At 62.4% G+C, this 23017-nt stretch carries 21 protein-coding genes; 5 read left to right on the top strand and 16 right to left on the bottom strand.

Annotated elements, in window-relative coordinates; genetic code table 11:
- Positions 1-670, top strand: a 670-nt coding sequence (locus AF337_RS00675) for an IS110 family RNA-guided transposase (protein ID WP_049730604.1), incomplete at its 5' end; no start/stop codon positions are given.
- 139 nt (positions 671-809) lie between these two features.
- Here AF337_RS00675 and pyrC read toward each other — a convergent pair.
- The 5 genes from pyrC to AF337_RS00700 all read right to left on the bottom strand — a co-directional run bounded on the left by pyrC (position 810) and on the right by AF337_RS00700 (position 5571).
- Positions 810-1850: a dihydroorotase gene (gene pyrC / locus AF337_RS00680; protein ID WP_049730605.1), complete on the bottom strand. Its 1041-nt coding sequence runs from the start codon at positions 1848-1850 to the stop codon at positions 810-812.
- Positions 1851-1922: 72 nt separating this feature from the next.
- Positions 1923-2555 carry a nucleoside triphosphate hydrolase gene (locus AF337_RS00685; protein WP_049730606.1) on the bottom strand — a complete coding sequence of 211 codons (633 nt, stop codon included), beginning with the start codon at positions 2553-2555 and terminating at the stop codon, positions 1923-1925.
- Positions 2552-3334 carry an ATP-binding cassette domain-containing protein gene (locus AF337_RS00690; protein WP_049730607.1) on the bottom strand — a complete coding sequence of 261 codons (783 nt, stop codon included), beginning with the start codon at positions 3332-3334 and terminating at the stop codon, positions 2552-2554. The genes AF337_RS00685 and AF337_RS00690 overlap by 4 nt, the downstream gene beginning before the upstream one ends.
- Positions 3335-3336: 2 nt before the next feature.
- The gene (locus tag AF337_RS00695; protein ID WP_049730608.1) at positions 3337-4401 is read right to left on the bottom strand and encodes an ABC transporter permease; all 1065 of its coding nucleotides are present in this window, start codon (positions 4399-4401) and stop codon (positions 3337-3339) included.
- Positions 4402-4551: 150 nt separating this feature from the next.
- Positions 4552-5571, bottom strand: coding sequence for a sugar ABC transporter substrate-binding protein (locus AF337_RS00700; protein ID WP_003570686.1), 1020 nt, complete (start codon positions 5569-5571; stop codon positions 4552-4554).
- A 226-nt stretch (positions 5572-5797) separates the two neighbouring features.
- Here AF337_RS00700 and AF337_RS00705 point away from each other — a divergent pair, with 226 nt between their 5' ends.
- From AF337_RS00705 to AF337_RS00715, 3 genes are all read left to right on the top strand, one after another.
- Positions 5798-7045 (top strand): ROK family transcriptional regulator, encoded by a 1248-nt coding sequence (locus tag AF337_RS00705; protein WP_049730609.1) that lies wholly within the window; start codon positions 5798-5800, stop codon positions 7043-7045.
- Entirely contained in the window at positions 7029-7505 is a 477-nt protein-coding gene (locus AF337_RS00710; protein WP_049730610.1) for an RbsD/FucU family protein, read from the top strand. The genes AF337_RS00705 and AF337_RS00710 overlap by 17 nt, the downstream gene beginning before the upstream one ends.
- Positions 7506-7722: 217 nt before the next feature.
- Complete coding sequence (locus AF337_RS00715) at positions 7723-8316, top strand: TetR/AcrR family transcriptional regulator (RefSeq protein WP_049730611.1); 594 nt, start codon at positions 7723-7725, stop codon at positions 8314-8316.
- Positions 8317-8330: 14 nt separating this feature from the next.
- Here AF337_RS00715 and AF337_RS00720 read toward each other — a convergent pair whose 3' ends face one another.
- The 3 genes from AF337_RS00720 to AF337_RS00730 form a co-directional block, all read right to left on the bottom strand.
- Positions 8331-9425, bottom strand: coding sequence for an alkene reductase (locus tag AF337_RS00720; RefSeq protein ID WP_049730612.1), 1095 nt, complete (start codon positions 9423-9425; stop codon positions 8331-8333).
- A 72-nt stretch (positions 9426-9497) separates the two neighbouring features.
- On the bottom strand, positions 9498-10502 hold the full coding sequence (locus AF337_RS00725) for an NADP-dependent oxidoreductase (protein WP_049730613.1): 1005 nt from the start codon (positions 10500-10502) through the stop codon (positions 9498-9500).
- Positions 10503-10535: 33 nt separating this feature from the next.
- Positions 10536-11399: an alpha/beta fold hydrolase gene (locus tag AF337_RS00730; protein WP_049730614.1), complete on the bottom strand. Its 864-nt coding sequence runs from the start codon at positions 11397-11399 to the stop codon at positions 10536-10538.
- A 580-nt stretch (positions 11400-11979) separates the two neighbouring features.
- Between AF337_RS00730 and AF337_RS00735 the strand changes: the two genes are divergently transcribed.
- Complete coding sequence (locus AF337_RS00735) at positions 11980-13527, top strand: putative bifunctional diguanylate cyclase/phosphodiesterase (RefSeq protein ID WP_049730615.1); 1548 nt, start codon at positions 11980-11982, stop codon at positions 13525-13527.
- 139 nt (positions 13528-13666) lie between these two features.
- Here the strand turns inward: AF337_RS00735 and AF337_RS00740 are convergent, their stop codons facing one another.
- From AF337_RS00740 to AF337_RS00775, 8 genes are read right to left on the bottom strand one after another with little or no spacing between them, the layout of a single operon-like run.
- Positions 13667-15136 (bottom strand): NAD-dependent succinate-semialdehyde dehydrogenase, encoded by a 1470-nt coding sequence (locus AF337_RS00740; RefSeq protein ID WP_049730616.1) that lies wholly within the window; start codon positions 15134-15136, stop codon positions 13667-13669.
- Positions 15133-15906 (bottom strand): sulfite exporter TauE/SafE family protein, encoded by a 774-nt coding sequence (locus AF337_RS00745; RefSeq protein WP_049730617.1) that lies wholly within the window; start codon positions 15904-15906, stop codon positions 15133-15135. The genes AF337_RS00740 and AF337_RS00745 overlap by 4 nt, the downstream gene beginning before the upstream one ends.
- A 2-nt stretch (positions 15907-15908) precedes the next feature.
- A complete protein-coding gene (locus AF337_RS00750; protein ID WP_049730783.1) occupies positions 15909-17900 on the bottom strand; it encodes an alpha-glucosidase in 1992 nt (663 codons plus the stop codon).
- 43 nt (positions 17901-17943) lie between these two features.
- Complete coding sequence (locus AF337_RS00755; RefSeq protein ID WP_049730618.1) at positions 17944-18708, bottom strand: SDR family NAD(P)-dependent oxidoreductase; 765 nt, start codon at positions 18706-18708, stop codon at positions 17944-17946.
- A 3-nt stretch (positions 18709-18711) separates the two neighbouring features.
- Positions 18712-19596: an SMP-30/gluconolactonase/LRE family protein gene (locus AF337_RS00760; protein WP_049730619.1), complete on the bottom strand. Its 885-nt coding sequence runs from the start codon at positions 19594-19596 to the stop codon at positions 18712-18714.
- Between the two features lie 10 nt (positions 19597-19606).
- The gene (locus AF337_RS00765; protein WP_184345484.1) at positions 19607-20410 is read right to left on the bottom strand and encodes an HpcH/HpaI aldolase family protein; all 804 of its coding nucleotides are present in this window, start codon (positions 20408-20410) and stop codon (positions 19607-19609) included.
- Between the two features lie 10 nt (positions 20411-20420).
- On the bottom strand, positions 20421-22166 hold the full coding sequence (gene araD / locus AF337_RS00770; protein ID WP_049730621.1) for an L-arabinonate dehydratase: 1746 nt from the start codon (positions 22164-22166) through the stop codon (positions 20421-20423).
- Entirely contained in the window at positions 22163-23017 is an 855-nt protein-coding gene (locus AF337_RS00775; RefSeq protein ID WP_049730622.1) for a carbohydrate ABC transporter permease, read from the bottom strand. Before AF337_RS00775 ends, araD begins: the two co-directional genes overlap by 4 nt.

The following is a 23017-nucleotide window of genomic DNA, read 5'->3' on the forward strand; positions in this document are numbered from 1 at the left end:
CGGCCGCAGGGCCAAGACCGATCCGATCGATGCGGCCGTCATCGCTGCCTTCCTCCTGGCGACGAAGCCGGCCATCCGGCCGTTGCGCGATGCCGAGACACAGACCCTGTCCGAGCTCATTGCCCGCCGGCGACAGATCGTCCAGATGGTCGTTGCCGAGGAGAACCGGTTGCGCATGGCGCTGGCCAAACAGGCGCAGAAGAGCATCAAGCGCTTGCTGACAGCCTTGCGCCGCGAGCTTGAGAATCTCGATGCCGATCTCGACAGCCATATCCGCAAATCGCCGGTCTGGCGGGTGCGCGAGACGCTTTTGACCTCGGTGCCGGGTGTCGGGCCGACAACGGCGCGGACGCTGCTGGCCGAGCTGCCCGAACTCGGCAGCCTCGACCGTCGCCAGATCGCTTCACTGGCAGGGCTTGCTCCTTGGACGCGGCAATCGGGGAAGTGGAAGGGCAAGAGCTTCATCGGCGGCGGGCGCGGCAAAGTGCGGGCCGTGCTGTTCATGGCCGCCCTCGTCGCCAGCCGCTACAACCCCGACCTCAAGGCCTTCCGCGACCGCCTGGTCGCGGCCGGCAAGCCCAAGATCGTCGCAATCGTCGCCACCATGCGCAAGCTGCTCACCATCCTCAATGCCATCATCAGGGACGGACGACCATGGCAAAACGCTTGACAACGAAGACAGTCGCTCTCCCCGCGCGCGGGGAGAAGGGGGATATGCCGCGACCTCGTCCCACCATCCTCTCGCAGGGCACGTCCCCTCGCCCCGTTTTTACGGGGAGAGGGTTAGGGTGAGGGGCGGATCCTGGCGCTTACGCCACCACCTGCCAATGTAGCGGAAACATCGGGTCGAACACCGTCACCGGGCCGGCGCCGGTTTCGATCCTGGCGGGGAAGACGACCGGCTCGGCCTGCTTTGACAGGGTGATGCGTTCCTCGTTCGGCTGCAGCCCGTACCAGGCCGGGCCGTTCAGCGAGGTGAAGGCTTCGAGCCTGTCCAGCGCATCCTCCTGCTCGAACACATGGGCGAGGCAGCTCATCGTGTTGATCGAGGTGTAGATGCCGGCGCAGCCGCAGGCGCATTCCTTCAGCGGATCGACATGCGGTGCGGAATCGGTGCCGAGGAAGAAGCGGGCGTCGCCGCTGGTGGCGGCCGCACGCAGCGCCAGCCGATGGTTCTCGCGCTTGGCGACCGGCAGGCAATAATAATGCGGGCGGATACCACCGACGAGGATGGCGTTGCGATTGATGATCAGGTGATGGGTGGTGATCGAGCCGGCGAGATTGCCCTTGGCCGCCTTGATATAGTCGATGCCATCCGATGTCGTCACATGCTCCATCGTCACCTTCAGCTCCGGCAGGCGGCGGCGCAGCGGATCAAGCACGGTTTCGATGAAAACGGCCTCGCGGTCGAAAATATCGACCTCAGGCGTCGTCACTTCGCCGTGGACGCAGAGCGGCAGGCCGATCCTGGCCATGCGCTCCAGCACCGGCATCGCCTTTTCCATGTCGCGTACGCCACCATGCGAATTGGTGGTGGCGCCGGCGGGATAAAGCTTGACGGCGGTGATGAGGCCGCTCTTGGCGCCCGCCTCGACATCGTCTGGGCTAGTATGCTCGGTGAGATAGAGCGTCATCAGCGGCTGGAAACGATGACCGGCCGGCACGGCTTTGAGGATGCGCTCACGATAGGCCGTGGCATCCGCTGTGGTGACGACGGGCGGCACCAGATTGGGCATGATGATTGCGCGCGCAAAGGTGCGGCTCGTATCGGCGATCACGCCTTCCAGCATGGCGCCGTCGCGCAGATGCAGGTGCCAGTCGTCAGGGCGGCGGATGGTGATCGATTGCATGGCAGGCCTCCGAAGCGATGCGTCTGCGGCCTCGATAGCACTATCTTTTATACGAAAACAATCGCTGCGGCATCACGCCAGCGCGATCTCCAAAGTCACATCGGCCGGGCGGCGGTTTTCCAGGATCAGCCGGCCGTTCGGCAGGTCGTTGCCGTAGACCTTGGCGCTGGCGGCCTCTTCGCTCAGATTATAACCGCGCCAGCGCGCCCAAAGGCGCTCTTCCAGCACTTCGATCGGCGGCGCCAGCATGATGGTGAAATCGAAGATGCCGTCGAGTTCGGCCCATTTTCCCTGGGTGAAGAGCAGATAGTTGCCCTCGACGATGATGAAACGATCCTTCGGATCAATCGGTCGGGCGGAAGCAATCGCGAGTTCGCGCGCGCGGTCGAAGACCGGCACGAGAACCTCCTGGTCGGCCGGCCTGACGGCCCTGATAATATCGAGGAAGCCTCTGACATCGAAGGTTTCAGGAATGCCCTTGCGGGCCAGAAGGCCGCGTTCGATCAGGATGGCGTTATCCATATGGAAGCCGTCCATCGGCAGGACCGCGGCGCTTTCGCCTCTGGCTTTCAACGCCGCCGCCAGATTGTCGGCCATGGTCGACTTCCCGGAACCCGGCGGACCGGCAATGCCGATGAGGAAGCGCGTTCTATCGCCGGCGCGGCTGAGCACCTCGCCGGCGATTTCCTCGGTGCTGACCGTCATGCCGCGACGGGCTCCGTCGGCACCGCCTTGGCGCCGGTCATGAAGGCGACGGCGTCGGACATGGTGTATTCCTTCGGATCGATCACCGTCAGGCGGCGGCCGAGGCGGTGGATATGGATCCGGTCGGCAACCTCGAAGACATGCGGCATGTTGTGCGAGATCAGCACGATCGGCAGGCCGCGGGCGCGCACGTCGAGGATCAGCTCCAGCACGCGGCGGCTTTCCTTGACGCCGAGGGCCGCCGTCGGTTCGTCCATGATGATGACCTTGGAGCCGAAGGCGGCGGCGCGGGCGACGGCGACACCCTGGCGCTGGCCGCCGGAGAGCGTTTCCACCGCCTGGTTGATGTTCTGGATGGTCATCAGCCCGAGTTCGGACAGCTTGTTGCGCGCCAGCTTTTCCATCGCCGGCCGGTCGAGCATGCGGAACATCGAGCCGAGCATGCCGGGTTTGCGGATCTCGCGGCCGAGGAACATGTTGTCGGCGATCGACAGCGCCGGCGACAGAGCGAGGTTCTGATAGACGGTTTCGATGCCGGCCTCACGCGCTTCCATCGGCGAGCGGAACTGCACCTGCCTGCCTTCGAGGGTGATCACCCCCTCGTCCGGAGTGACGGCGCCTGAAATCGCCTTGATCAGCGAGGACTTGCCGGCGCCGTTATCGCCGATGACGGCGAGGATTTCGCCGGGGTAGAGGTCGAAATCGGCATTGTCGAGCGCGGTGACGCGGCCGTAGCGCTTGACGAGACCGCGGGCGGTGAGAAGGGGTTCGCGAGCCATGATTACACCGAAACCTTTCTGATCCACTGGTCGATGGCGACGGCGGCAATGATCAGCACGCCTGTCAGAAGCACTTTCCATTGCGGGTCGGCGCCGAGCATGTTGAGGCCCATCGAGACGACGCCGACGATCATGGCGCCGAACAGTGTGCCGAGGATGGAGCCGCGGCCGCCGAAGAGCGAGATGCCACCGATCACAGTCGCGGTGATCGCCTGCAGGTTATAATCGGTGACCGCCGAGGAGGGCGAGATCGAGCCATTGCGGCCGATCGAGACCCAGGCGGCGAAGGCGGCGATGACGCCCGAGATGGTGTAGACGGTGAGCAGCACCTTCTTGGTCTGGATGCCGGAGAGCTTGGCAGCCTCAGGATCGTCGCCGACCGCATAGACGTGCCGGCCCCAGGCGGTGTGATTGAGCACGTACCAGAGTAAGAGGACGAGCAGCACCATGGCGATGACGCCCAGCGTCAGTACGGCGCTGCCGAGCCTGAAGCTCGCGGCGAAAAGATGCAGCAGCGGCGCCTGTTCGTCGACATCGGTGTCGCGGATCGTCTCATTGGCGGAATAGATGAAATTCGTCGCCATGACGATATTCCAGGTGCCGAGCGTGACGATGAAGGGCGGCAGCTTCATGAAGGCGACGAGGAAGCCGTTCAGCAAGCCGCAGAGGCCGCCGACGAGGAGGCCGCCGATCACGGCGATCGGCGTCGGTATGCCGTAGGTGATGGCGACATTGCCCATGATGACAGCCGAGATCACCATGATGACGCCGATCGAAAGGTCGATGCCGGCGGTCAGGATGACCAGTGTCTGGGCGGCGCCGAGAATACCGACGATGGCGATCTGCTGCAGGATCAGCGTCAGCGTATAGGACGAGAAGAACCGTCCGCCGATCGTTGCCCCGAAGATGATGATCGCCAGCACCAGCACGATCAGCGGCACGGCGGCCGGCGTCGAGTGCAGAAAATGCTGGGCACGCTTGATCAGCGAGACATCCTGGTGCTCGAAGGAGGCGACATTCTTGTCGCTGCCGTCGAGGACGCGTTCGAATTCCTGAGTTCCGGTCATGGTTCCTCCTCCGCATCCGCGCGCCGAACCCGCGCGGAGGCCGTCACCCTATTCATCCGTTCGTTGCTTAGCCGGTGGGGCGACGGCACATCGTCCGTCGAAAACGGCCGGGGATCAAGCCCCGGCCGCTCCAGTTTCAAGAGATTGGGCTCAGCCCCAGCACTTGTCGGTGCCTTCCTTGGTGTCGATCGACTTGACGCCGGAAACCGGCTTGTCGGTGACGAGCGAAACGCCGGTGTCGAAGAAGGACTTGCCTTCGGTCGGCTTCGGCTTTTCACCCGAGTCGGCGAACTTCTTGATCGCCTCGATACCGAGCGACGCCATCAGCAGCGGATATTGCTGCGAGGTGGCGCCAATGACGCCTTCCTTGACCGATTTGACACCCGGGCAACCGCCGTCGACCGAGACGATCAGCACGTTCTTTTCCATGCCGACGGCCTTCAGCGCCTGATAGGCGCCGACAGCGGCCGGCTCGTTGATCGTGTGGATGACGTTGATTCCAGGATCCTTCTGCAGAAGGTTTTCCATGGCCTTGCGGCCGCCTTCTTCATTGCCGTTGGTCACGTCATGGCCGACGATGCGCTTGTCGTCTTCGTCGCCGATCTTGTCCGGATTCTTCGGATCGATGCCGAAGCCCATCATGAAGCCCTGGTCGCGCAGAACGTCGACCGTCGGCTGCGACGGCGTCAGGTCGAGGAAGCCGACCTTGGCGTCCTTGGCCTTGTCGCCCATCGTTTCCTTGGCCCACTGGCCGATCAGCTTGCCGGCGAGCAGGTTGTCGGTGGCGAAGGTCGCGTCGGCGGCATCGGCCGGCTCGAGCGGCGTATCGAGCGCGATGACCAGCAGGCCGGCGTCGCGGGCCTTCTTCACCGCAGGCACGATGCCCTTGGTGTCCGAAGCCGTGAGCAGAATGCCCTTGGCGCCGTCGGCGATGCAGCTTTCGATCGCTGCCACCTGGCTTTCGCTGTCACCGTCGATCTTGCCGGCATAGGACTTCAGCGAAACGCCGAGTTCCTTGGCCTTGGCCGTCGCACCTTCCTTCATCTTGACGAAGAAGGGGTTGGTATCGGTCTTGGTGATCAGGCAGGCGGAAACGTCAGCCGCCATCGCCGGAGCGGAAAAAGCGACACCAAGCGCGAGCGCGCCGAAAGCGAGAACTGATTTCTTCATGGAACTCCTCCCAGAGTTTGCCGGCGCCGCCCCTGCGGGCCGGAATTTTAAGATATGGCACTTTGCCGTGGATTGTTAACTTCCAAAGCCGTCCCGTGCCCTTGACGAGGGCAATTAAGAGCGAAAAGAAATCGTCTTGTCAATAAATAAATCCAATTGAATTATTAATTCGATGTGGCATGCTCCGTTCAAATCGGGCATAGGCCAACGATCGGGAGGAGCGGCCATGTCGACCTTGGATGGACCGGAACATACACCGGTCCCGCCGCCAATTCTAAATCCGGCCGGAGGTGCGAACCAGGTCAGGGTCCGGGCCTATAACGAACGGCTCGTGCTGTCGCTGGTGCGTCTCTACGGTGCGCTGTCGAAGGCCGATATCGCGCGCCGCAGCGGACTGTCGGCGCAGACCGTCTCGGTCATCATGCGGGTGCTTGAGAAGGAAGGGTTGTTGTCGCGCGGGGCGCCGGTGCGCGGCCGTGTGGGACAGCCGTCGATCCCGATGCATCTCAATGCCGACGCCGTCTATTCCTTCGGCCTGAAGATGGGCCGGCGCAGCGCCGATCTGGTGCTGATGGATTTCGTCGGCCGCATCCGCATGCAGCTGCACCGGACCTATGCCTATCCGCTGCCGGATGAAATCCTCGCTTTCGTCACCTCGGGTATTCAGGAGCTCGAAGACCGGCTCGACGAAAAGCAGCGCGGCCGCATTGCCGGCCTCGGCATCGCAGCCCCCTTCGAACTCTGGAACTGGGCCGAAGAGGTCGGCGCGCCGCCTGGAGCCATGGAGGTCTGGCGCGAGGTCGATCTGCAGGCCGATATCGCCGCGCGCGTCTCCCATCCGGTCTTCATGCAGAACGATGCGACCAGCGCCTGCGGCGCCGAACTGGTGTTCGGCGTGGGGCCGTCCTATCCGGATTTCGTCTATTTCTTCATCGGCTCCTTCATCGGCGGCGGCATCGTCTTGAATTCGGCGATCTTTTCCGGCCGCACCGGCACGGCCGGCGCCATCGGGCCGCTGCCGGTGCGGGGGAAAAACGGCGAGACGATGCAGTTGCTTGAAATCGCCTCGATCTTCGTGCTGGAAAACATGCTGCGCGAGCGCGGCATCGATCCCGAGCCGCTGTGGTATTCGGCCGACGACTGGGTGGATTTCGGCGAGCCGATGGAGACCTGGATCCAGGACAGCGCCAAGGCGCTGGCGCAGGCGATCGTCGCGGCCGCCTCGATCGTCGATTTCAGCGCCGCCGTGATCGACGGCGGTTTTCCCCATTGGGTGCGCAGCCGCGTGGTGCAGGCCACGATCGACGAAGCCGCCAAGCTCGACCTGCAGGGCGTCGTCATGCCTGAGATCATCGAGGGCGCAGTCGGCGCCCAGGCCCGCGCCATCGGCGGCGCCAGCCTGCCGATCTTTGCGCGTTACCTCACAGACCAAAACGTACTCTTCAAGGAGGTAGACCATGCTGAAGGGACTTGATCCGCTGCTGAGCCCGGAGTTGCTTTTCACGCTGCGAGCCATGGGCCACGGCGACGAGATCGCCATCGTCGACGGCAATTATCCGGGCGTCGAACATGCCCGCCGGCTGATCCGGCTCGACGGCCATCATCTCGTGCCCGTCCTCAACGCCGTGCTCAGCGTGCTGCCGATCGACGATTTCGTGCCGGAAGCGATCTTCCGCTCGACCGTCAAGGCCGAGCGCGACAAGCTCGACCCCGTGCACGAGGAGATGATCGACTGCTGCGGCCGCCACGAGCCGCACCGGCAGGTGGTGCCGCTGATCGGCTCGGATTTCTACGGCCGGGTGAAGGCCGCCCATGCGGTGATCCAGACCAGCGAGCCCAGACTCTATGCCAACATCATCCTGCGCAAGGGCGTGATCTATCCGAAAGAACCGGGCACTCAGGCGGCGGCCGGGGTGGACCCGTTCGTCTACTGATTGGGGAATTTCTTCCCTCTTTGCCGCATAAATCAAAGTTGCCACAGAGGGCACCGCGTATGAAAAGACGCGCGGGCCCTTCTGCGTGCTGAAGCGTCTGCACCATTAAGAGCCGCTTTTATTGACTATCCCCATCAATGATATACATCATCAATAAGTCACGCTATAATGACGGCCGACATTATAACTTGGGCATGGCGGTCGAAAGGGCTGTAGAGTGCGGATCACCAAGGAAAAGAAGCAGGAAAACCACGAACGTATTATCGCCACCGCGTCAGAGCTGTTTCGGGAGCGCGGGTTCGATGGCGTCGGCGTGGCGGAGTTGATGGAGCGCGCGGGGCTGACCCATGGCGGCTTCTACAATCACTTCCGCTCCAAGGAGGAGTTGATCGCGGAGTCGACCGAGAATGGTTTGAGCGAGACCTTGAGGCGCTATGCCGGTCATGACGTCCTCGACGTCATGGAACTTTATCTCGCGCGCGAGCACCGGGATGGGCGCGGCCAGGGGTGCACCGCGGCAGCGTTGAGCTGCGACGCCGCTCGACAGCCCGAGGAAACGAAGGCCGTTTTTGCTGCAGGAATAGATAGGCTGGTGCGCGCGATCGAGGGCGGCATTGCACGACACCACGCTTCCGACACCGGGGGCCGCGCGCAAGCCATCACCATCCTCGCTCAGGCCGTCGGAGCAATCGTGCTGTCGAGGGCCTGCCCGGACGACTCCCCGCTGGCGGACGAACTGCTCGACGCCTGCCGGGCGGATTGCCGCGACGCCATCGAAAATCGAACGCGGAATAATGGGGCCGCCATATAGGCAGCCCCATGCCGTCAGGCGCCGACCGGCGCGGCCATTTCAGGATAATCCGTATAGCCCGCCGCGCCCCCGCCATAGAGCGTCGCCATATCGAGATTGGCCAGCGCTGCACCGACTTTCAGGCGTTCGACGAAATCCGGATTGGCGATGAACGGCCTGCCGAAAGCGAACAGATCCGCCAGCCCCTGCTCCAGCCTTGCCGTCGCAAGTTCCAGATCATAGCCGTTATTGGCGATATACGTGTTCCTGAACCGGTGGCGAAGCGCCTGGTAATCGAAGGGTGCAACATCGCGCGGCCCGCCCGTCGCGCCTTCGACGACATGGAGGTAGGCAATGCCCATCTCGTCGAGCTCCTCGACGATATAGTTGAACTGCGCCTGCGGATCGGTTGCCGATACTCCATTGGCCGGCGACACCGGTGAAATCCGAACTCCGGTTCGTTCCGCTCCCACCTCCTCGATGACCGCAGCCGTTACCTCGAGCATCAGCCGTGCCCGGTTTTCGATCGAGCCGCCATAGGCGTCGGTGCGGCTATTGGCCCCGTCCCTGGCGAACTGGTCGAGCAGGTAGCCGTTGGCACCGTGAACTTCGACACCATCGAACCCGGCGGCAATCGCATTGGCGGCGGCGCGACGGAAATCCTCGACAATGCCGGAGATCTCGCGCAGTTCGAGCGCCCGAGGGGCCGACACGTCAACGAAGGCATTGTTCACAAAGGTCTTGGTTTCGGCCCTGATGGCGGAGGGCGCCACGGGCGGCTGCCCATCCGGCTGCAGGTCGACATGCGATACCCGACCGACGTGCCAGAGCTGCAGGAAGATATGGCCGCCCTTGGCATGCACCGCGCCGGTCACCTTGCGCCAGCCGTCGATCTGCGCCTGCGTGTAGATGCCGGGCGTGTCCTGATAGCCCTGCCCTTGCTGTGAAATCTGGGTCGCTTCCGAGATGATCAGGCCGGCCGAGGCCCGTTGCGCATAATATTCGGCAATGAGATCGCCCGGCACAAACCCGGCACCCGCTCGGTTGCGCGTCAAGGGCGCCATGACGATGCGGTTGGATAGTGCGAGAGAGCCAAGTACGGCGGGCTCAAAGAGTGTCTTGCTGGTCATTTTTCACTTTCAGAGTTGGAAGCTATTTCTGGCATTCGTCTCGCAACGCACGCCACGCCGGTCAGGTCGACCTCAGTCTGCGACCGCGATGACCACCTTGCCCTTGGCACGCCCGGTCTCGACATAGGCCAGCGCCTCGCCGGTCTTCTCGAACGGAAACACCTTGTCGACGACCGGTCGGATCACGCCTTGCTCGATCAGGCGGGCAATCTCACCCAATTGCTGTCCCTCGGCCCGCATGAACAGGAATGAATAAGCGATGCCGAGGCGCTTGGCCTTTTTGCGAACCCCTCGGCTCAGCAGGCGCAGCACCAGTTTCAGGAAGAGGTTCAGGCCAAGTTCCCTGGCGAATGCGGGATCGGGCGGACCGGAAATGGAGATGAGCCGGCCACCCGGCTTCAGCACGCGCAGCGATTTTTCGAGCGTCTTCGGATCCTGACTGTTCAGCACCAGATCGTAGCCCGACAAGACCTTCTCGAAATCCTGGGTCTTGTAGTCGATCACCACATCCGCCCCGAGGCTTCTCGCCAGTTCGGCATTCCCGGCGCTTGTCGTCGTCGCCACCGTCGCGCCGAGGTGTTTCGCAAGCTGAATGGCGAAAGTCCCGACACCGCCGGAGCCGGCCTGAATGAAGACCTTCTGACCCGGTTTCACCTTGCCCACCTCGACGAGCGCCTGCCACGCGGTCAGCCCGACCAGCGGTATGGACGCCGCTTCGGTCATGCCGAGATTTTTCGGCTTCGGCGCCACATCGGCTTCATCGATGGCAATGAATTCGGCGAATGCACCGACCCGATAATCGCGTGGCCGTGCATAAACCTCATCGCCAACCTTGAACCGCCTGACCCTGGATCCGGTTTTGACAACCGTTCCGGCCACGTCGTGTCCGAGGACGAAAGGCGTACGATAGGGAAGAATGAGTTTGAACTCTCCGTCCCGCAACTTGGAGTCCAGCAGGTTCACAGCCGTGGCCTGAACCCGCACGAGGACATCATTGTCCTGCACTTCCGGTTCGGGCAGGTTTGCCAGGCGCAGAGCGCCCTTCTTCTTGTATTTATCGACGACAAATGCCTTCACGAGGCTTACTCCAATTCGACGTTTATTGTGATGTCAGTCGCCAAGGAAGGCCAAAGCCTTCGGCACGAAATCGGCGTGGTTCTGGAAAATCCCGCCATGCCCGGCATCTTTGTAGATAATCAGTTGCGCGCCAGGGATGCGCCGCGCCATATCGGCGCTGTTGACCGTCGGGACCATGATATCGTCGTCGCCATTGGCGATCAGGACCGGGATATTGATCCGACCGAGATCCTGAGGCGCCTGCCGCCCCCAGGCCTTGATCGCCTTGAGTTGCCGCAGAAACGCCCTTGGCGTCGGGCCCTTGTCCCTTCCCGCCTTGCGCTCTTTCAGGCGATCCAGAAAGGCTTTCGCCGCTCGGCGACCATTGGCGGTGGAGGTGAAAAACAGATAGGTTTTTGGGTCGCGCAACGTCAGCAGACCCTTGATCATCAGCGGCCAGGACACGGTGCCGACCTTCTCTATCCCTTTGCCGCCGGCCGGGCCTGTGCCGGTCAGAATGAGTTTCCGCACAAGGTCCGGCGCCTTCAGCGCGATGTCCTGCGCGACAAATCCCCCGAGAGAAAAACCGAGCAGGTCGACTTTTTTGAACCCAAGTGCTCGGATCAACGCGATCGCGTCGCGCGCCATCTCGTCGATGGTGACAGGGGCCGCGCCGCCCGAGGCGCCGATACCTCGGTAATCGGTCGCGATGACATGATGCTTGGTGGCGAGCCCATCGACAATCCGGGGGTCGAAATTGTCCAGCACCGCGCCCCAATGGTTGAGAAGGATGACCGGCACGCCGCCTTGGGGGCCGAGGTCGCGATAGACAAAAGCTGTCTCCCCAACATTGACCCAGAGATTTGGCGCCTCGGCGTAGCAGGCAGCTGACCGAAGGTATCTTATCGTCGCGTTCATCGTTTACTCCATTATCGAACGGCACGCCTAAGAGCTTTGCCGACGCCGCTCGATACCGGGCGCGCCTTCACCCCAATCATCGCCATTGCCCTTACGCCTCCTTACGAACGCCGACCGTTGCAGCAGAAAGCCGTCCGCTTCAGCCGTCTGGATATTTTAATGACATTCGTCATCATAGGTGATTAATGATAATCATCATCAAAGTTGTCAAGCGGAATTTTCTGAACCGAATCGAAAGCCGTGCTGGTAAAAACGGGCTGAAAGATCAAGCCCACGGCCGTTCTGCTGATGGCCTTAGGCACTAGCGTGCCGCAATCTTCAGATTTGCAGCCCATCCGATTTGCGGGAAAGCTATCCGTTGTGCGAAGCGAAATGCGCGCAGCGTCGGCCAGGCAACCCGTCATTAACCTTGGACATTCCAAGATATCTTTGGATGTGCCGGTCCGCGCTTGAGCGACGACGGCAAGCCGGCCTCTTAAATTCCGCCCGAATGAATTGCGGCGGTCTTCGACCACCGCTTGGGATGATGCGGTTCTGCGAGCTGGCCATGAGGGCTCTTCACACAACAGGAGCCTGTTCTATGCCTCGCATCCAAGCAACCAGACCCCAGCTGGAGATACTGGCCTGGCTCGCGATCTTCCTGCTTCTCTTCTGCCTATCCTGGCGCTTCGATTGGCATGAGGGGCTCGATGGGTTCATCGAGCGGCATCATGACTATCCGCTGGATCACGCGCTTCTTGCCCTTAATATCTCCGGGTTTCTGGGGCTCGTTTATTCCGTGCTGCGGATCCGGGATCTTTCCAGCGAGGTTCATCGCAGGCTGCAGGCCGAAAAGAACGTCGACTGGATTGCCTGCCACGACACGCTGACCGAGCTGCCCAACCGCAGATTTCTGGATTCGATATGCGCGCGGGCGATGATCGAGCAAAGGGCGCAGGAAAGCTATGCCGTGTTCAGCATCGATCTCGACGGCTTCAAGAAGGTCAATGACCTGCTGGGACACGATCACGGCGATGCGGTGCTGAAGACGGTTGCGCAGCGCCTGTCCGCCCTCTTTCCCCGTGAGCATGTTTTCCGCCTTGGCGGAGACGAGTTCGTCGTTCTCTCGCGGCGAACCGGAAATCCCGATCTTGCCGCTCTGGCGGACCGCATCGTCAGTGTGATCGGCAAACCCTTCACCTTCAACGGTGTCGCCGTCGACCTCGGCGCCAGTGTCGGCTTCGCACTCTATCCGGAGAATGGCGTCGACCTCGCTCAGGTCATCCGGCATTCGGACTGTGCGATGTATGTGGCGAAAAGGCAGGGACGCAATCTGGTGAAGCCCTTCGTGCCTTCGATGCAGGACGAGCTGGCGAAACGGGTTCGACTGGAAGGCGATCTGCGCGCAGCGATCAGGAAGGCGGAGATCGTTCCCTATTACCAACCGCTGGTCGACCTGAGGGCGAACAAGATTATCGGCTTCGAGGCGCTGGCCCGCTGGAAAACGGCTTCCGGCGAATTCATCCCGCCGAGCGAATTTATTCCGGTCGCGGAGGAAGCCGGCCTGATCGTCGAACTGACGGATCAGTTGCTTCGCTGCGCCTGCACCGATGCGCTTTCCTGGCCAAGCGAGCTTGTCCTCTCCTTCAATCTTTCTCCGATCCAGCTGAGCGACCGGTTGCTGGGCCTCAGAATTCTCAGAATATTGGGCGAGGTCGGCCTTCCCGCGCACAGGGTCGAGCTTGAGGTGACGGAGAGCGCCATCATCCAGGACGCCGTCACGGCGCGAATTGTCCTCGACGATCTGGTGAATGCCGGCGTCAGGATTGCGCTCGACGACTTCGGAACCGGCTATTCCAGCCTCTCGCAGCTCTCCAACTATCGCTTCGACAAGATCAAGATCGACAGGAGCTTCGTCGCCTCGTTCGAGACCAACGACAAACAGGACAAGGTGATCAAGGCGATCATCGCTCTCGGCGCCGGACTTGGCGTGACGATCACGGCCGAAGGCATTGAAGAGGAAAGCCAGCTTCAGCGGCTTCAGGATCTCGGCTGCGACATCGGTCAGGGATATCTGCTCGGCAGACCGGCGCCGATCGAGAAAATCACCGCAGATCAAATCGGCACCAGGATTTTGCAACGCGGTTGACGGGGGCTGCGGTATGTCGGCTCTGATTCAGAGCCGACACGAACTTATCCGTTCAAGCGCGTTCGTTCTCTGTTGCAACGAGAGAAGTACCCGCTTCAACATCCCGGGATTGGAATCGCGATATCGTCGATCGTGACCGTCAGATCCCCCCGAGGGCTACATACTTCAACTCCAGAAAGCCCTCAATCCCGTACTTCGATCCTTCGCGCCCGGTGCCGGACTGCTTGATGCCGCCAAAAGGAGCCATCTCGTTGGCGATCATGCCGGTGTTGACGCCGACCATGCCAGCCTCGAGCGCTTCCGCAACACGCCAGATGCGGGCCATGTCCTTTGCATAAAAATAGGAGGCGAGGCCGAATTCGCTATCATTGGCCATGGCGATGACGTCGTCCTCGTCCTTGAACGAAATGATCGGCGCCAGCGGCGCAAAGGTTTCTTCCTTCGCCACCTTCATTGCCTGCGTCACGCCGGTGACGACCGTCGGCTCGAAGAACGTGCCCCCGAGCGCGCTTCGTTTGCCGCCGGAAAGCACGGTCCCGCCTTTTGCGACCACATCGGCGACATGCTCTTCCATTTTCGCCACAGCCTTCTCGTCGATCAGCGGCCCTTGGCTGACGCCGGGTTCGGTACCGCGACCGAGCGAAAGTCCCGAAACCTTGGCCAGGAGCCGTTCGGTGAACGCGGTAGCGACGCTCTCCTGCACGTAGATGCGGTTGGCGCAGACGCAGGTCTGACCGGCGTTGCGGAACTTGGAAATCATCGCGCCTTCGACGGCGGCATCCAGATCGGCGTCGTCGAATACGATGAAGGGCGCGTTGCCCCCCAGTTCCAGCGACAGGCGCTTGATGCCGTCGGCTGCCTCCTTCATCAGCCAGCGGCCGACGCCGGTCGAGCCGGTAAAGGTGATCTTGGCAATCTTCGGATTGTGGCAGAACTCGAGACCGATTGGCTTGGCCGCGCCGGTCACGACCGAGAACACGCCCTTCGGCACGCCGGCGCGCTCGGCCAGAAGGGCAAGCGCCAGCGCCGATAGCGGCGTCTGCGAAGCGGGCTTCAGGATCATGCTGCAGCCGGCGGCAAGGGCCGGGCCTGCCTTGCGGGTGATCATGCCGTTCGGAAAATTCCACGGCGTAATCGCCGCGCAGACGCCCACCGGTTGCTTCAGGACCATGATGCGCTGGCCGGCATTGGGACCGGGAATGATATCGCCGTCGATGCGCTTTGCCTCCTCCGCGAACCATTCGAGATAGGCGGCATTGGAGACGACCTCACCCCTCGCCTCCGCCAGCGGCTTGCCTTGCTCGGTCGTCAGGATCAGCGCCAGATCGTCGGCGTTTTCGATGATGAGATCGTACCAGCGCTTGAGCACCTGCGCTCGTTCCTTGGCGGTGCGCCTTGCCCAGAGCTTCTGGGCGGCCGCTGCGGCATCGATCGCTTCGGCGACAACCGCCTGGCCGAGATCCGGCACATTGGCAATCAGCGCCCCGTCGAAGGGGTCCGTGACCGCAATCGACTTGCCGTCAGGCGCGGCGATCCACGCGCCGTCGACGAAAGCCTTGTCTATGAGAAGCGCGGGGTCCCTGAGGGCAAGCGTGCGACGCTCGGTCATGATGCATGATCTCCTATGATCTTCAAAAGGGCGGGAACGGCCAGCGACAGGCCGGACAAGAGAAGCAGGCCGAAGGCCATGCGGCGGATGGACAGAGCGGCCAGGGGCGGCGGCCACCTTTTGGCAACCGAGGTCATGATCATTACGACCGGAATGCAGAGCAGTCCCCACCAGAAGCCGCTGTGCGGCACCTCGCCGGCAGCCGCGACCATGGACAGCCGAATGACCGCATTGACGGCAAAGACCGCCACCAGCGTTTCGCGGATGCTGACGGCCGGCAGCGGCTGCCGGTAGAGATGATAGACCAGCGGCGGACCGGCGGTGGAAAACAAGCCGCCCATCAGGCCGGCAACCGCCCCGAAAAGCGCAAAGGAAACCGTCGATGACCGCACCGCCAGCGGCTGCGGCTTCAGCGCAAGCTGCAGGCTGGAGGCAATGATGACGATACCGAGCACAAGCTTCAGCCAATCGATGGACGTCGAAACCATCAAGCCCAGCAGCCAGTATCCGGCAGCAAGAGCCGCAAGGCTGGAGATGACGACCGGCCAGAATTCCGCCCAGGCGATATCGCGCCAGCCGCGTGCCAGGACCTGCGCCGCATTGACGAGCACCATGCAGCCGACGAGTACGGCGGCCTCCGGCAGCGGCATCAGCCCGGAAAGCCCGATGCCGCCCATCATGATCAGGCCGAGGGCAAAACCGGTCAGGGTCTGCATATAGGCGGCGACGCCCGCCAGCACCAGAAGCCCCGCAAGACCGGCGACGCTCACCGTCACAGGCCCCGAAGACCGGAAAACAGCGCTTCATCGGCGCAACCGGCGCGATAGAAAACGGGCGGCTGCCCCAGCGGCGCGGCAACTTGCACCTTTTCGCCGCCGGCAAAGGTTTCGCCGGTCCAGGCGTGAATCCACCGCTCGCCCTGCGGCAGGTAGACGAGACGATCCGCCTGCGCCGCCTCCCAGATTGGCGCGACCAGCATGTCAGGGCCGTAGAGATAGCTGTCCTGGATCGCGTATGTCTGGCGATCGTCCTGGTAATGCAGGAAGAGCGGCCGCTGCACCGGCAACCCCCGCGCAACCGCCTCATCGGACAGGCGTTTCAGATAGGGAGCGAGATGCTTGTAGATCCTTGTCATCCGGGCGAAATGCGACAATACCTGCGGATCCTGATCTATCTGGACGTTCTCGCGCGGACGATTTCCCTCGTGGCTGCGCATGACGGGCGTGAATGCCGCCATCTCAGCCCAGCGCATCAAAAGCTCCGGCGTGCGGACATTGCCGAAGAGACTGGTGTAACCGCCGATATCGGAGTGGTGATAGGCGTTGCCGAGCAGGCCGGAAGACAGGGCCGCACAGATAACCGTGACCAGCCCGTCGTGACGGGAGAAATCGACCGACTGGTCGCCGCCCCACAATAACGGGCAATGTTTCTGAACGCCGGTGAAGCCGGCGCGCATGAAGAACAGCGCCTCGCCGGTCTGGCTGCGGCTGGCAACGGCCTTGGCGTTGACCTCGGCCCAGAGCGTCGGCCACTGATTGTGCATCAGCTTGGCATCGATGCCGTTGGAAAGATGGACGTCGATTGGCAGATATTCGCCAAAATCGGCCATCCAGCCGGCAAGACCGTAGTCGAGCATCTTCTTGCCGATGATGTCCTCGGCAAACCATTCCGCCGCGGCCGGATTGGTGAAATCAACGACGCCGCAATCGAACTCGCCGAAATCAACGAGTGCGGTCCCCCCGGCCGCATCCGTTGCAAAGTAGCCGGCTTTCTCGGCGATCTCGAACAAGGGGCCATCGACACACAGATAGGGGTTAACGTAGCCCAGGAAGCGGATGCCGTGATCGTTGAGTTCGGCGATCTTCCGGCGCAGGCCCGGATAACGGTCCTCGTTGGCCTGCCAATCCCAGAAAAGACGCGCGCCGAAAGAAGTCTGACGCAGGCCGACCCAGTCCTCGCACCACAGAGCCGACACCTCGACACCCGCGTCGCGCATCGACTGAAGGCGCCGGAAGGAATTCTCCCCATCCTTCAGGCCGATAATCGCGCCGTTATATACCCAGTCGGGAAGCGGCGGCTGGCGGCCGAAGCGGTCCGACAGCACCTCGACCAGTTCGACGAACGTCGGAGCGGCGAAGAACTCGATCCGCTCCGGGATCGCCCAGACCTCGATCTCGTGAAAGGCCTTGCGGCGGAAATCGAAGACGGAATAGGCCGACGTCTCCACATGGCATGCGTAAAGAGCCGAAGAAACATAAGTCGGCTGCGGATAGTTGGTGTTGAAATAGTCCCCGCCCGCCCTGTCCTTGACGTTCGATTTGAACGTGATCTCGCTGGTTTGGTCGCGGCCGACGCCGGGCTCGGACGTCCAGAGCGGAAAGCGGCGGCCGCGCATATCGAAATACGACATCTGCTCGCCCCCGCCCCAGACATGCTCATCGTGATCGGCGGGAATTCGGATCCAGAGCCGGTTGACGAGGGGATCGGGCGCTTCAAATTCGATCGCCCCGTTCTCGATCGTCAACACCAGCCGTGGCTTCTGGCCCGACCGTTCCGACAGGGCGACCCGGTTTCCGTCGATCTCGGCATGCGCCAGTCGGCCGCGCTCAATGACATAGTCCTCGATCTCGAAGTTGCCGCGATACATATCCATGCGCTCCTCGCCGATACCGGCGAAGATGCAGGGCGCACTCGTACTGTGATCGAGGATCGTCCGGCCGTTGATGGACACGGTAAATCCGGTTTCCGTCTTTTCGAGTTTCATCGCAATGTCTTTCAGATCTTGCATCGTCTTGGTCGGTTCTCGGTCAGTTCTGGGTCAGGCCGGCATCGACGACGAAATTGGCGCCGGTGCAGCCGCCGCTTTCGTCGGAGCCGAGAAAGAGCGCCATGCGCGCTACATGGCTTGCATCCAGCCTGAATTTCAGCGCTTGCAGTTCGAGGAACTGCTGGTTCTGCTCCGGCGAGGTCCACAACTTCAGCTGTCGCTCGGTGACAACAGCGCCGGGCACGATGCAGTTGACCCGGATTCCGGAAGGGCCGAGTTCGCGGGCAAGCGTCTTTGTCATGCCGTTTATCGCGGCCTTCGCGGTCGTATAACCGACCATGCCCGGACGCCCGCGCATCCAGGAAATCGAACCGAGCATGATGATCGATCCCGTCCCCTTTTCCGCCATGCGCGAGCTGACGGCCTGGGTGGCGAAGAACTGGTGATCGAGATTGAGCGACAGCGCCCTGCGCCAGCCGTCCGGCTCGACATCGCTCATCGCGTGACGATCGTCCTTGCCCGCATTGTTGACGAGGGTATCGATGCCGCCGCACGCCTGCTCGATCTCGGCGATGGCAACCCGCAACGCCGCAATGTCGGTGATATCGCATGCGGAAAAGGCAGCACCTGTTTCGGCGGCAAGCTTTGCCCCTTCGACCGCGTCGATATCGATGAAGGAGACATTTGCGCCCTGCGCCGCAAAAGCCCTGACCATTTCCGCGCCGATCCCCGACGCGCCGCCGGTGATCAGCACGGCGCGGCCGTCAAGAGATGCATAACGAACGCTGTCATAGGTCGATGGCATGGATCAGACTTCCGGATTGAAGAGAGGTTTTTGCAGCCCGGCGACATCGGTGCGCATGGCAAAGAGGCCGCCGGACAGCGGGAATGCGTCAAGCTCTGCCTCGGAGCGGCCGACGCTGGCGCTGGTGCAAAAGAGGGTGCGCATGTCCGCGCCGCCGAAGCTGACCATTGTCGGGCATCTGACGGGAACAGGATATTCGGCCAGCAGCGCGCCGTCCGGCCTGTAGCGCTGCACCCGGCCGCCCTCGAACAGGGCCGTCCAGTAGCAACCTTCGAGGTCGACAGCGCCGCCATCCGGGCGGCCCTTGTCCGTTTCGCTGCCGAACCGGGCAAAGACCCGCCGGTTGGATGCGATGCCGGTTTCCGGCGCGTAATCATAGGCGTAGAGCGTGTAGCGCAGCGTATCGGCGTGATAAAGCCGGCGTCCGTCCGGTGAGAAAGCGACGCCGTTCGAGGTCAGCAGACCATCGGCCAGTCGCGCCAATCCGTTACGGTCATACCGGTAAAGTCCAGCAATGCGTTTTTCGCGGCTTTCATCCACCGTTCCGGCAACGAACCGGCCCATCGGATCGACCATGCCGTCATTGAAGCGGCTGATCGTCTGGTCCTCCGGATTGTCGGCGAGCTTTCGAACCGGCTTGCCGTCCGCATCGATCAGCCAGATCCCCGACCGCAATCCCGCTACGAAACCGCCCCCTGCAGAGAGGCCGATGCAGCCAATTTCTTCCGAGAGCTCAAACGTCTTCAAGCTCTGCGCCTGCGGGTCGAAACGATGGATGCGGCAGCGCTTGATATCGACGAAATAGAGCACCTGCTCGGCAACCGACCACAAAGGGCATTCGCCGAGCGACGTTTTTGCATCGAGAACGAGGTCAAAGCCGACGCGCACGAAATTATCCTCAATAGGCAGCGGCTGGTGCCGCGACAGGAGCCGCCTGTCCCTTCAGGACGCCGAGCCAGTCATTGGCGCGGCCGGTCATCATCGCGACGTCAGACGCAATAGCCGCAAAGTCGTAGCCGTAGCCGAGGAAGCGCTTCACCATATCGGGATTGGGACCGACGATGCCGACCGGTTTGCCGGCGGCATGCGCGTCCTTGGCCGCCTTCTCGATCAGCGCCTGGACCTCTGGATGGGCGATATTGCCGATATGGCCCATGGCGGCCGAAAGATCGCCCGGACCAACGAACAGCGCGTCGATCCCATCGACGGCGGAGATCTGCGGCAGCCGCTCGATCGCTTCCGGAGTTTCGAGCTGTACGATGGTGCAGACTTCGCCATTCGCCCGCTTCAGATAGTCCGGGATCGTGCCGAATTTCGAGCCGCGATGAACGGCGGCGACGCCGCGAATGCCCTGTGGCGGATAGCGGGTGTAGGACGCCGCCGCGCGGGCCTCTTCGGCTGTCTGCACGAATGGCAGCATGACCGTGCGTGCGCCAGCATCGAGCACGCGCTTGACCAGAACCTGGTCGTTCCAGGCAAGGCGCACCACGGCCTCGGCCGGCGTGCAGCCGATGGCGCGCAGGATGCCCGCCACGTCCGAAACCTCGACCGGCACATGCTCCATATCAACGACGAGGAAATCGAAGCCGGTATAGCCGAGCGCCTCGGCCGTTGCGGGAGCTGCGGCCATCAACCAGGTGCCGAGCGGCGCTGCCCGGTCCTTCTCGGCAAGCCATGCCTTGAAATGATTGGTCAGGCTCATCATCGTCTCCTCAATAGATCGCCGGATCGGGCACCACGGCCGTTCCGCTTAAGAAATCGAAATCACAGCCCTGATCGGCCTGGCTGACATGCTGCTGGTAAAGTGCTGCAAAGGACCGCTGGTAGGTCGGCGGGGCTGGTCTCCACGCCGCGCGGCGGCGGATGATTTCCGCCTCGTCGACCCGCATGTTGACGGTCCCGGCGGTAACGTCGAGTTCGACGAGGTCGCCGGTCTTCAGGAGCGCCAGCGGTCCGCCGACGGCGGCCTCGGGAGAGACGTGCAGGATGCAGGTGCCGTAATGCGTACCACTCATCCGGCCGTCGCAGATGCGCACCATGTCGCGCACACCCTGCTTCAAAAGCTTCTTGGGGATCGGCAGATTGCCCCATTCCGGCATGCCCGGTGCGCCCACCGGGCCGGCATTGCGCAGCACGATCACCGTATCCTCGGTGATATCGAGATCGGGATCGTCGAGCGTCATGTTCATGACGCCCGGATTGTCGAAGACGATGGCCGGGCCGACATGCTTCAGAAATTTCGGGCTGGCCGCGGAAGACTTCATGACGGCGCCGTTCGGGGCCAGATTGCCGCGCAGAACTTCCAGCGTCTTGCCGCGCGATAGCGGCACCACCGGATTGTCCTCGCCGCGGATGACGTCGTCGTTCCAACAGTCCGCCCCGGCAAGATTGTCGCCGAGCGTTTGGCCGTTGACCGTCGGTCGCGTTAGATCGAGGTGATGCGAAAACTTGTTGAGAAGCGCCAGAAGACCGCCGGCGAAATAGAAATCCTCCATAAGGTGTTCGCCCGATGGAAAGACGTTGACCGCCACCGGCACCTTGCCGGCCATCGCCGCCATGTCATCGAGCGATAGATCGACACCGGCGCGGCGCGCCATGGCGACCAGATGGACGGCCGCATTGGTGGAGCCGCCAAGCGCCATATAGGCAACCAGGCCGTTGAGAAAGCTCGCCCTATCCAGGATATCGGAGGGTTTCAGATCTTCCCAGACCATCTCGACGATCCGGACACCACAGGCCGACGCCATGCGTGGATGACCGGAATCGGTGGCGGGGATGGAAGAGGCGCCCGGCAGCGTCAGCCCCATGGCGTCGACGATCGATGTCATCGTCGAGGCGGTGCCGATGGTGTTGCAGGTGCCGGCCGAGCGCGTCATACGGCTTTCGAGGTCGACCCAATCCGACTGCGTGATATTGCCGGCGCGCAGTTCGTCCCAATATTTCTTGGTATGCGTGCCGGCGCCCGTCTTCATGCCACGCCATTGCCCGTTCGACATCGGGCCGGCCGGGCAGTAGATCACTGGAATATCCATCGAAATCGCGCCCATAAGAAGGGCCGGTGTGGACTTGTCGCAGCCGCCGAGCAGCACGGCCCCATCGACCGGATGCGAGCGCAGCAGTTCCTCGCATTCCATGGCGAGAAAATTGCGGTAGAGCATGGTGGTCGGCTTGACCATGACCTCTCCGACGGAGAGCGCCGGCATTTCGACCGGATAGCCGCCCGCCTGCCAGACGCCGCGCTTCACCGCCTCAGCGCGATCGCGCAAATGCGCATGGCAGGGACTCATCTCGCTCCAGGTGTTGATGATGCCGATCACCGGCCGGCCCATGAACTCGTCGCGGCGCATGCCCATCTGCTGCGTGCGCTGCCGATGGGCAAAACCGCGCATATCGTCCGAGGCGAACCAGCGCTGGCTGCGCAGTTCCGAGAGATCGCGTCTCTTCTTCACGTCGCTCATCCCTTGATGCCCCCCGCCGTCAGGCCGGAGACGACGCGCTCCTGGAAGATGACGATGAGAATGGCGACGGGCACGATGCCGGCGACCAGCGCTGCCGAGATCACCGGCCAGGGAAAGGCGAACTCGCCCTGGTAAAGCTGGATGCCGACCGGCAGCGTGCGCAAGGACGGGTTGGAGTTGAACGATAGCGCCAGCAGGAATTCATCCCAGGCATTGACGAAGGCGAGGATGCCGGCTGTGAAGACACCGGGCGCGCAGAGCGGCACCACAACCTTGAACAACGCACCCATGCGGGTGCAGCCATCGATCATCGCGGCATTTTCCAGATCGCGGGGAATGCCTTCGAAGAAGGAGACCAGCATCAGCGTGCAGACGGGCAGGCTCAGCACCGTGTAGGGCAGGATCAGCGCCGTCCAGCTGTTGAGGAGATTGAGCGCCCGCATGATTTCGAACAACGGCACCAGCAGCGTCACCAGCGGGAATGTCGAGACGGCGATGATCAGCGACAGGATCAGCCCGCGATAGGTCAGATTGAGCCGGGCGAGCGCATAGGCCGCCAGCACCGCGACGAACAGCGTCAGCGCGGTCGAAAGCAGCGCCACCATGAAGCTGTTGAACAGGAAGATGTGCAGCGGCTGGTCGGAGAAGGCCTGCACATAGTTCTGAACGGTGGGCGCATGCGGGATCCAGGTAATGGGCTTTGCCGTCAGCTCGGCTTCGGTCTTCAGCGACGTAAACAGGATCCAGAGCGCCGGGAACATGCCGTTCACCAGAAGGATGCCGGCAGCGATGAAACGCAGCGGCTTGCCGGACAGGAAGGACGCCGAACCGGTGGCTGTTGTCGTGCTCAT

The sequence above is a fragment of the Rhizobium ecuadorense genome, from assembly GCF_001187535.1.
In the GTDB taxonomy this organism is placed as follows: Bacteria; Pseudomonadota; Alphaproteobacteria; order Rhizobiales; family Rhizobiaceae; genus Rhizobium; species Rhizobium ecuadorense.

Excerpts from the sequence above, each read along its gene's own strand:
- pyrC (WP_049730605.1), bottom strand. The coding sequence starts at position 1,850 with ATGCAATCGATCACCATCCGCCGCCCTGACGACTGGCACCTGCATCTG.
- AF337_RS00685 (WP_049730606.1), bottom strand. The coding sequence starts at position 2,555 with ATGACGGTCAGCACCGAGGAAATCGCCGGCGAGGTGCTCAGCCGCGCC.
- AF337_RS00690 (WP_049730607.1), bottom strand. The coding sequence starts at position 3,334 with ATGGCTCGCGAACCCCTTCTCACCGCCCGCGGTCTCGTCAAGCGCTAC.
- AF337_RS00695 (WP_049730608.1), bottom strand. The coding sequence starts at position 4,401 with ATGACCGGAACTCAGGAATTCGAACGCGTCCTCGACGGCAGCGACAAG.
- AF337_RS00700 (WP_003570686.1), bottom strand. The coding sequence starts at position 5,571 with ATGAAGAAATCAGTTCTCGCTTTCGGCGCGCTCGCGCTTGGTGTCGCT.
- AF337_RS00705 (WP_049730609.1), top strand. The coding sequence starts at position 5,798 with ATGTCGACCTTGGATGGACCGGAACATACACCGGTCCCGCCGCCAATT.
- AF337_RS00710 (WP_049730610.1), top strand. The coding sequence starts at position 7,029 with ATGCTGAAGGGACTTGATCCGCTGCTGAGCCCGGAGTTGCTTTTCACG.
- AF337_RS00720 (WP_049730612.1), bottom strand. The coding sequence starts at position 9,425 with ATGACCAGCAAGACACTCTTTGAGCCCGCCGTACTTGGCTCTCTCGCA.
- AF337_RS00730 (WP_049730614.1), bottom strand. The coding sequence starts at position 11,399 with ATGAACGCGACGATAAGATACCTTCGGTCAGCTGCCTGCTACGCCGAG.
- AF337_RS00735 (WP_049730615.1), top strand. The coding sequence starts at position 11,980 with ATGCCTCGCATCCAAGCAACCAGACCCCAGCTGGAGATACTGGCCTGG.
- AF337_RS00740 (WP_049730616.1), bottom strand. The coding sequence starts at position 15,136 with ATGACCGAGCGTCGCACGCTTGCCCTCAGGGACCCCGCGCTTCTCATA.
- AF337_RS00750 (WP_049730783.1), bottom strand. The coding sequence starts at position 17,900 with ATGAAACTCGAAAAGACGGAAACCGGATTTACCGTGTCCATCAACGGC.
- AF337_RS00755 (WP_049730618.1), bottom strand. The coding sequence starts at position 18,708 with ATGCCATCGACCTATGACAGCGTTCGTTATGCATCTCTTGACGGCCGC.
- AF337_RS00765 (WP_184345484.1), bottom strand. The coding sequence starts at position 20,410 with ATGAGCCTGACCAATCATTTCAAGGCATGGCTTGCCGAGAAGGACCGG.
- araD (WP_049730621.1), bottom strand. The coding sequence starts at position 22,166 with ATGAGCGACGTGAAGAAGAGACGCGATCTCTCGGAACTGCGCAGCCAG.
- AF337_RS00775 (WP_049730622.1), bottom strand. The coding sequence starts at position 23,017 with ATGAGCACGACAACAGCCACCGGTTCGGCGTCCTTCCTGTCCGGCAAG.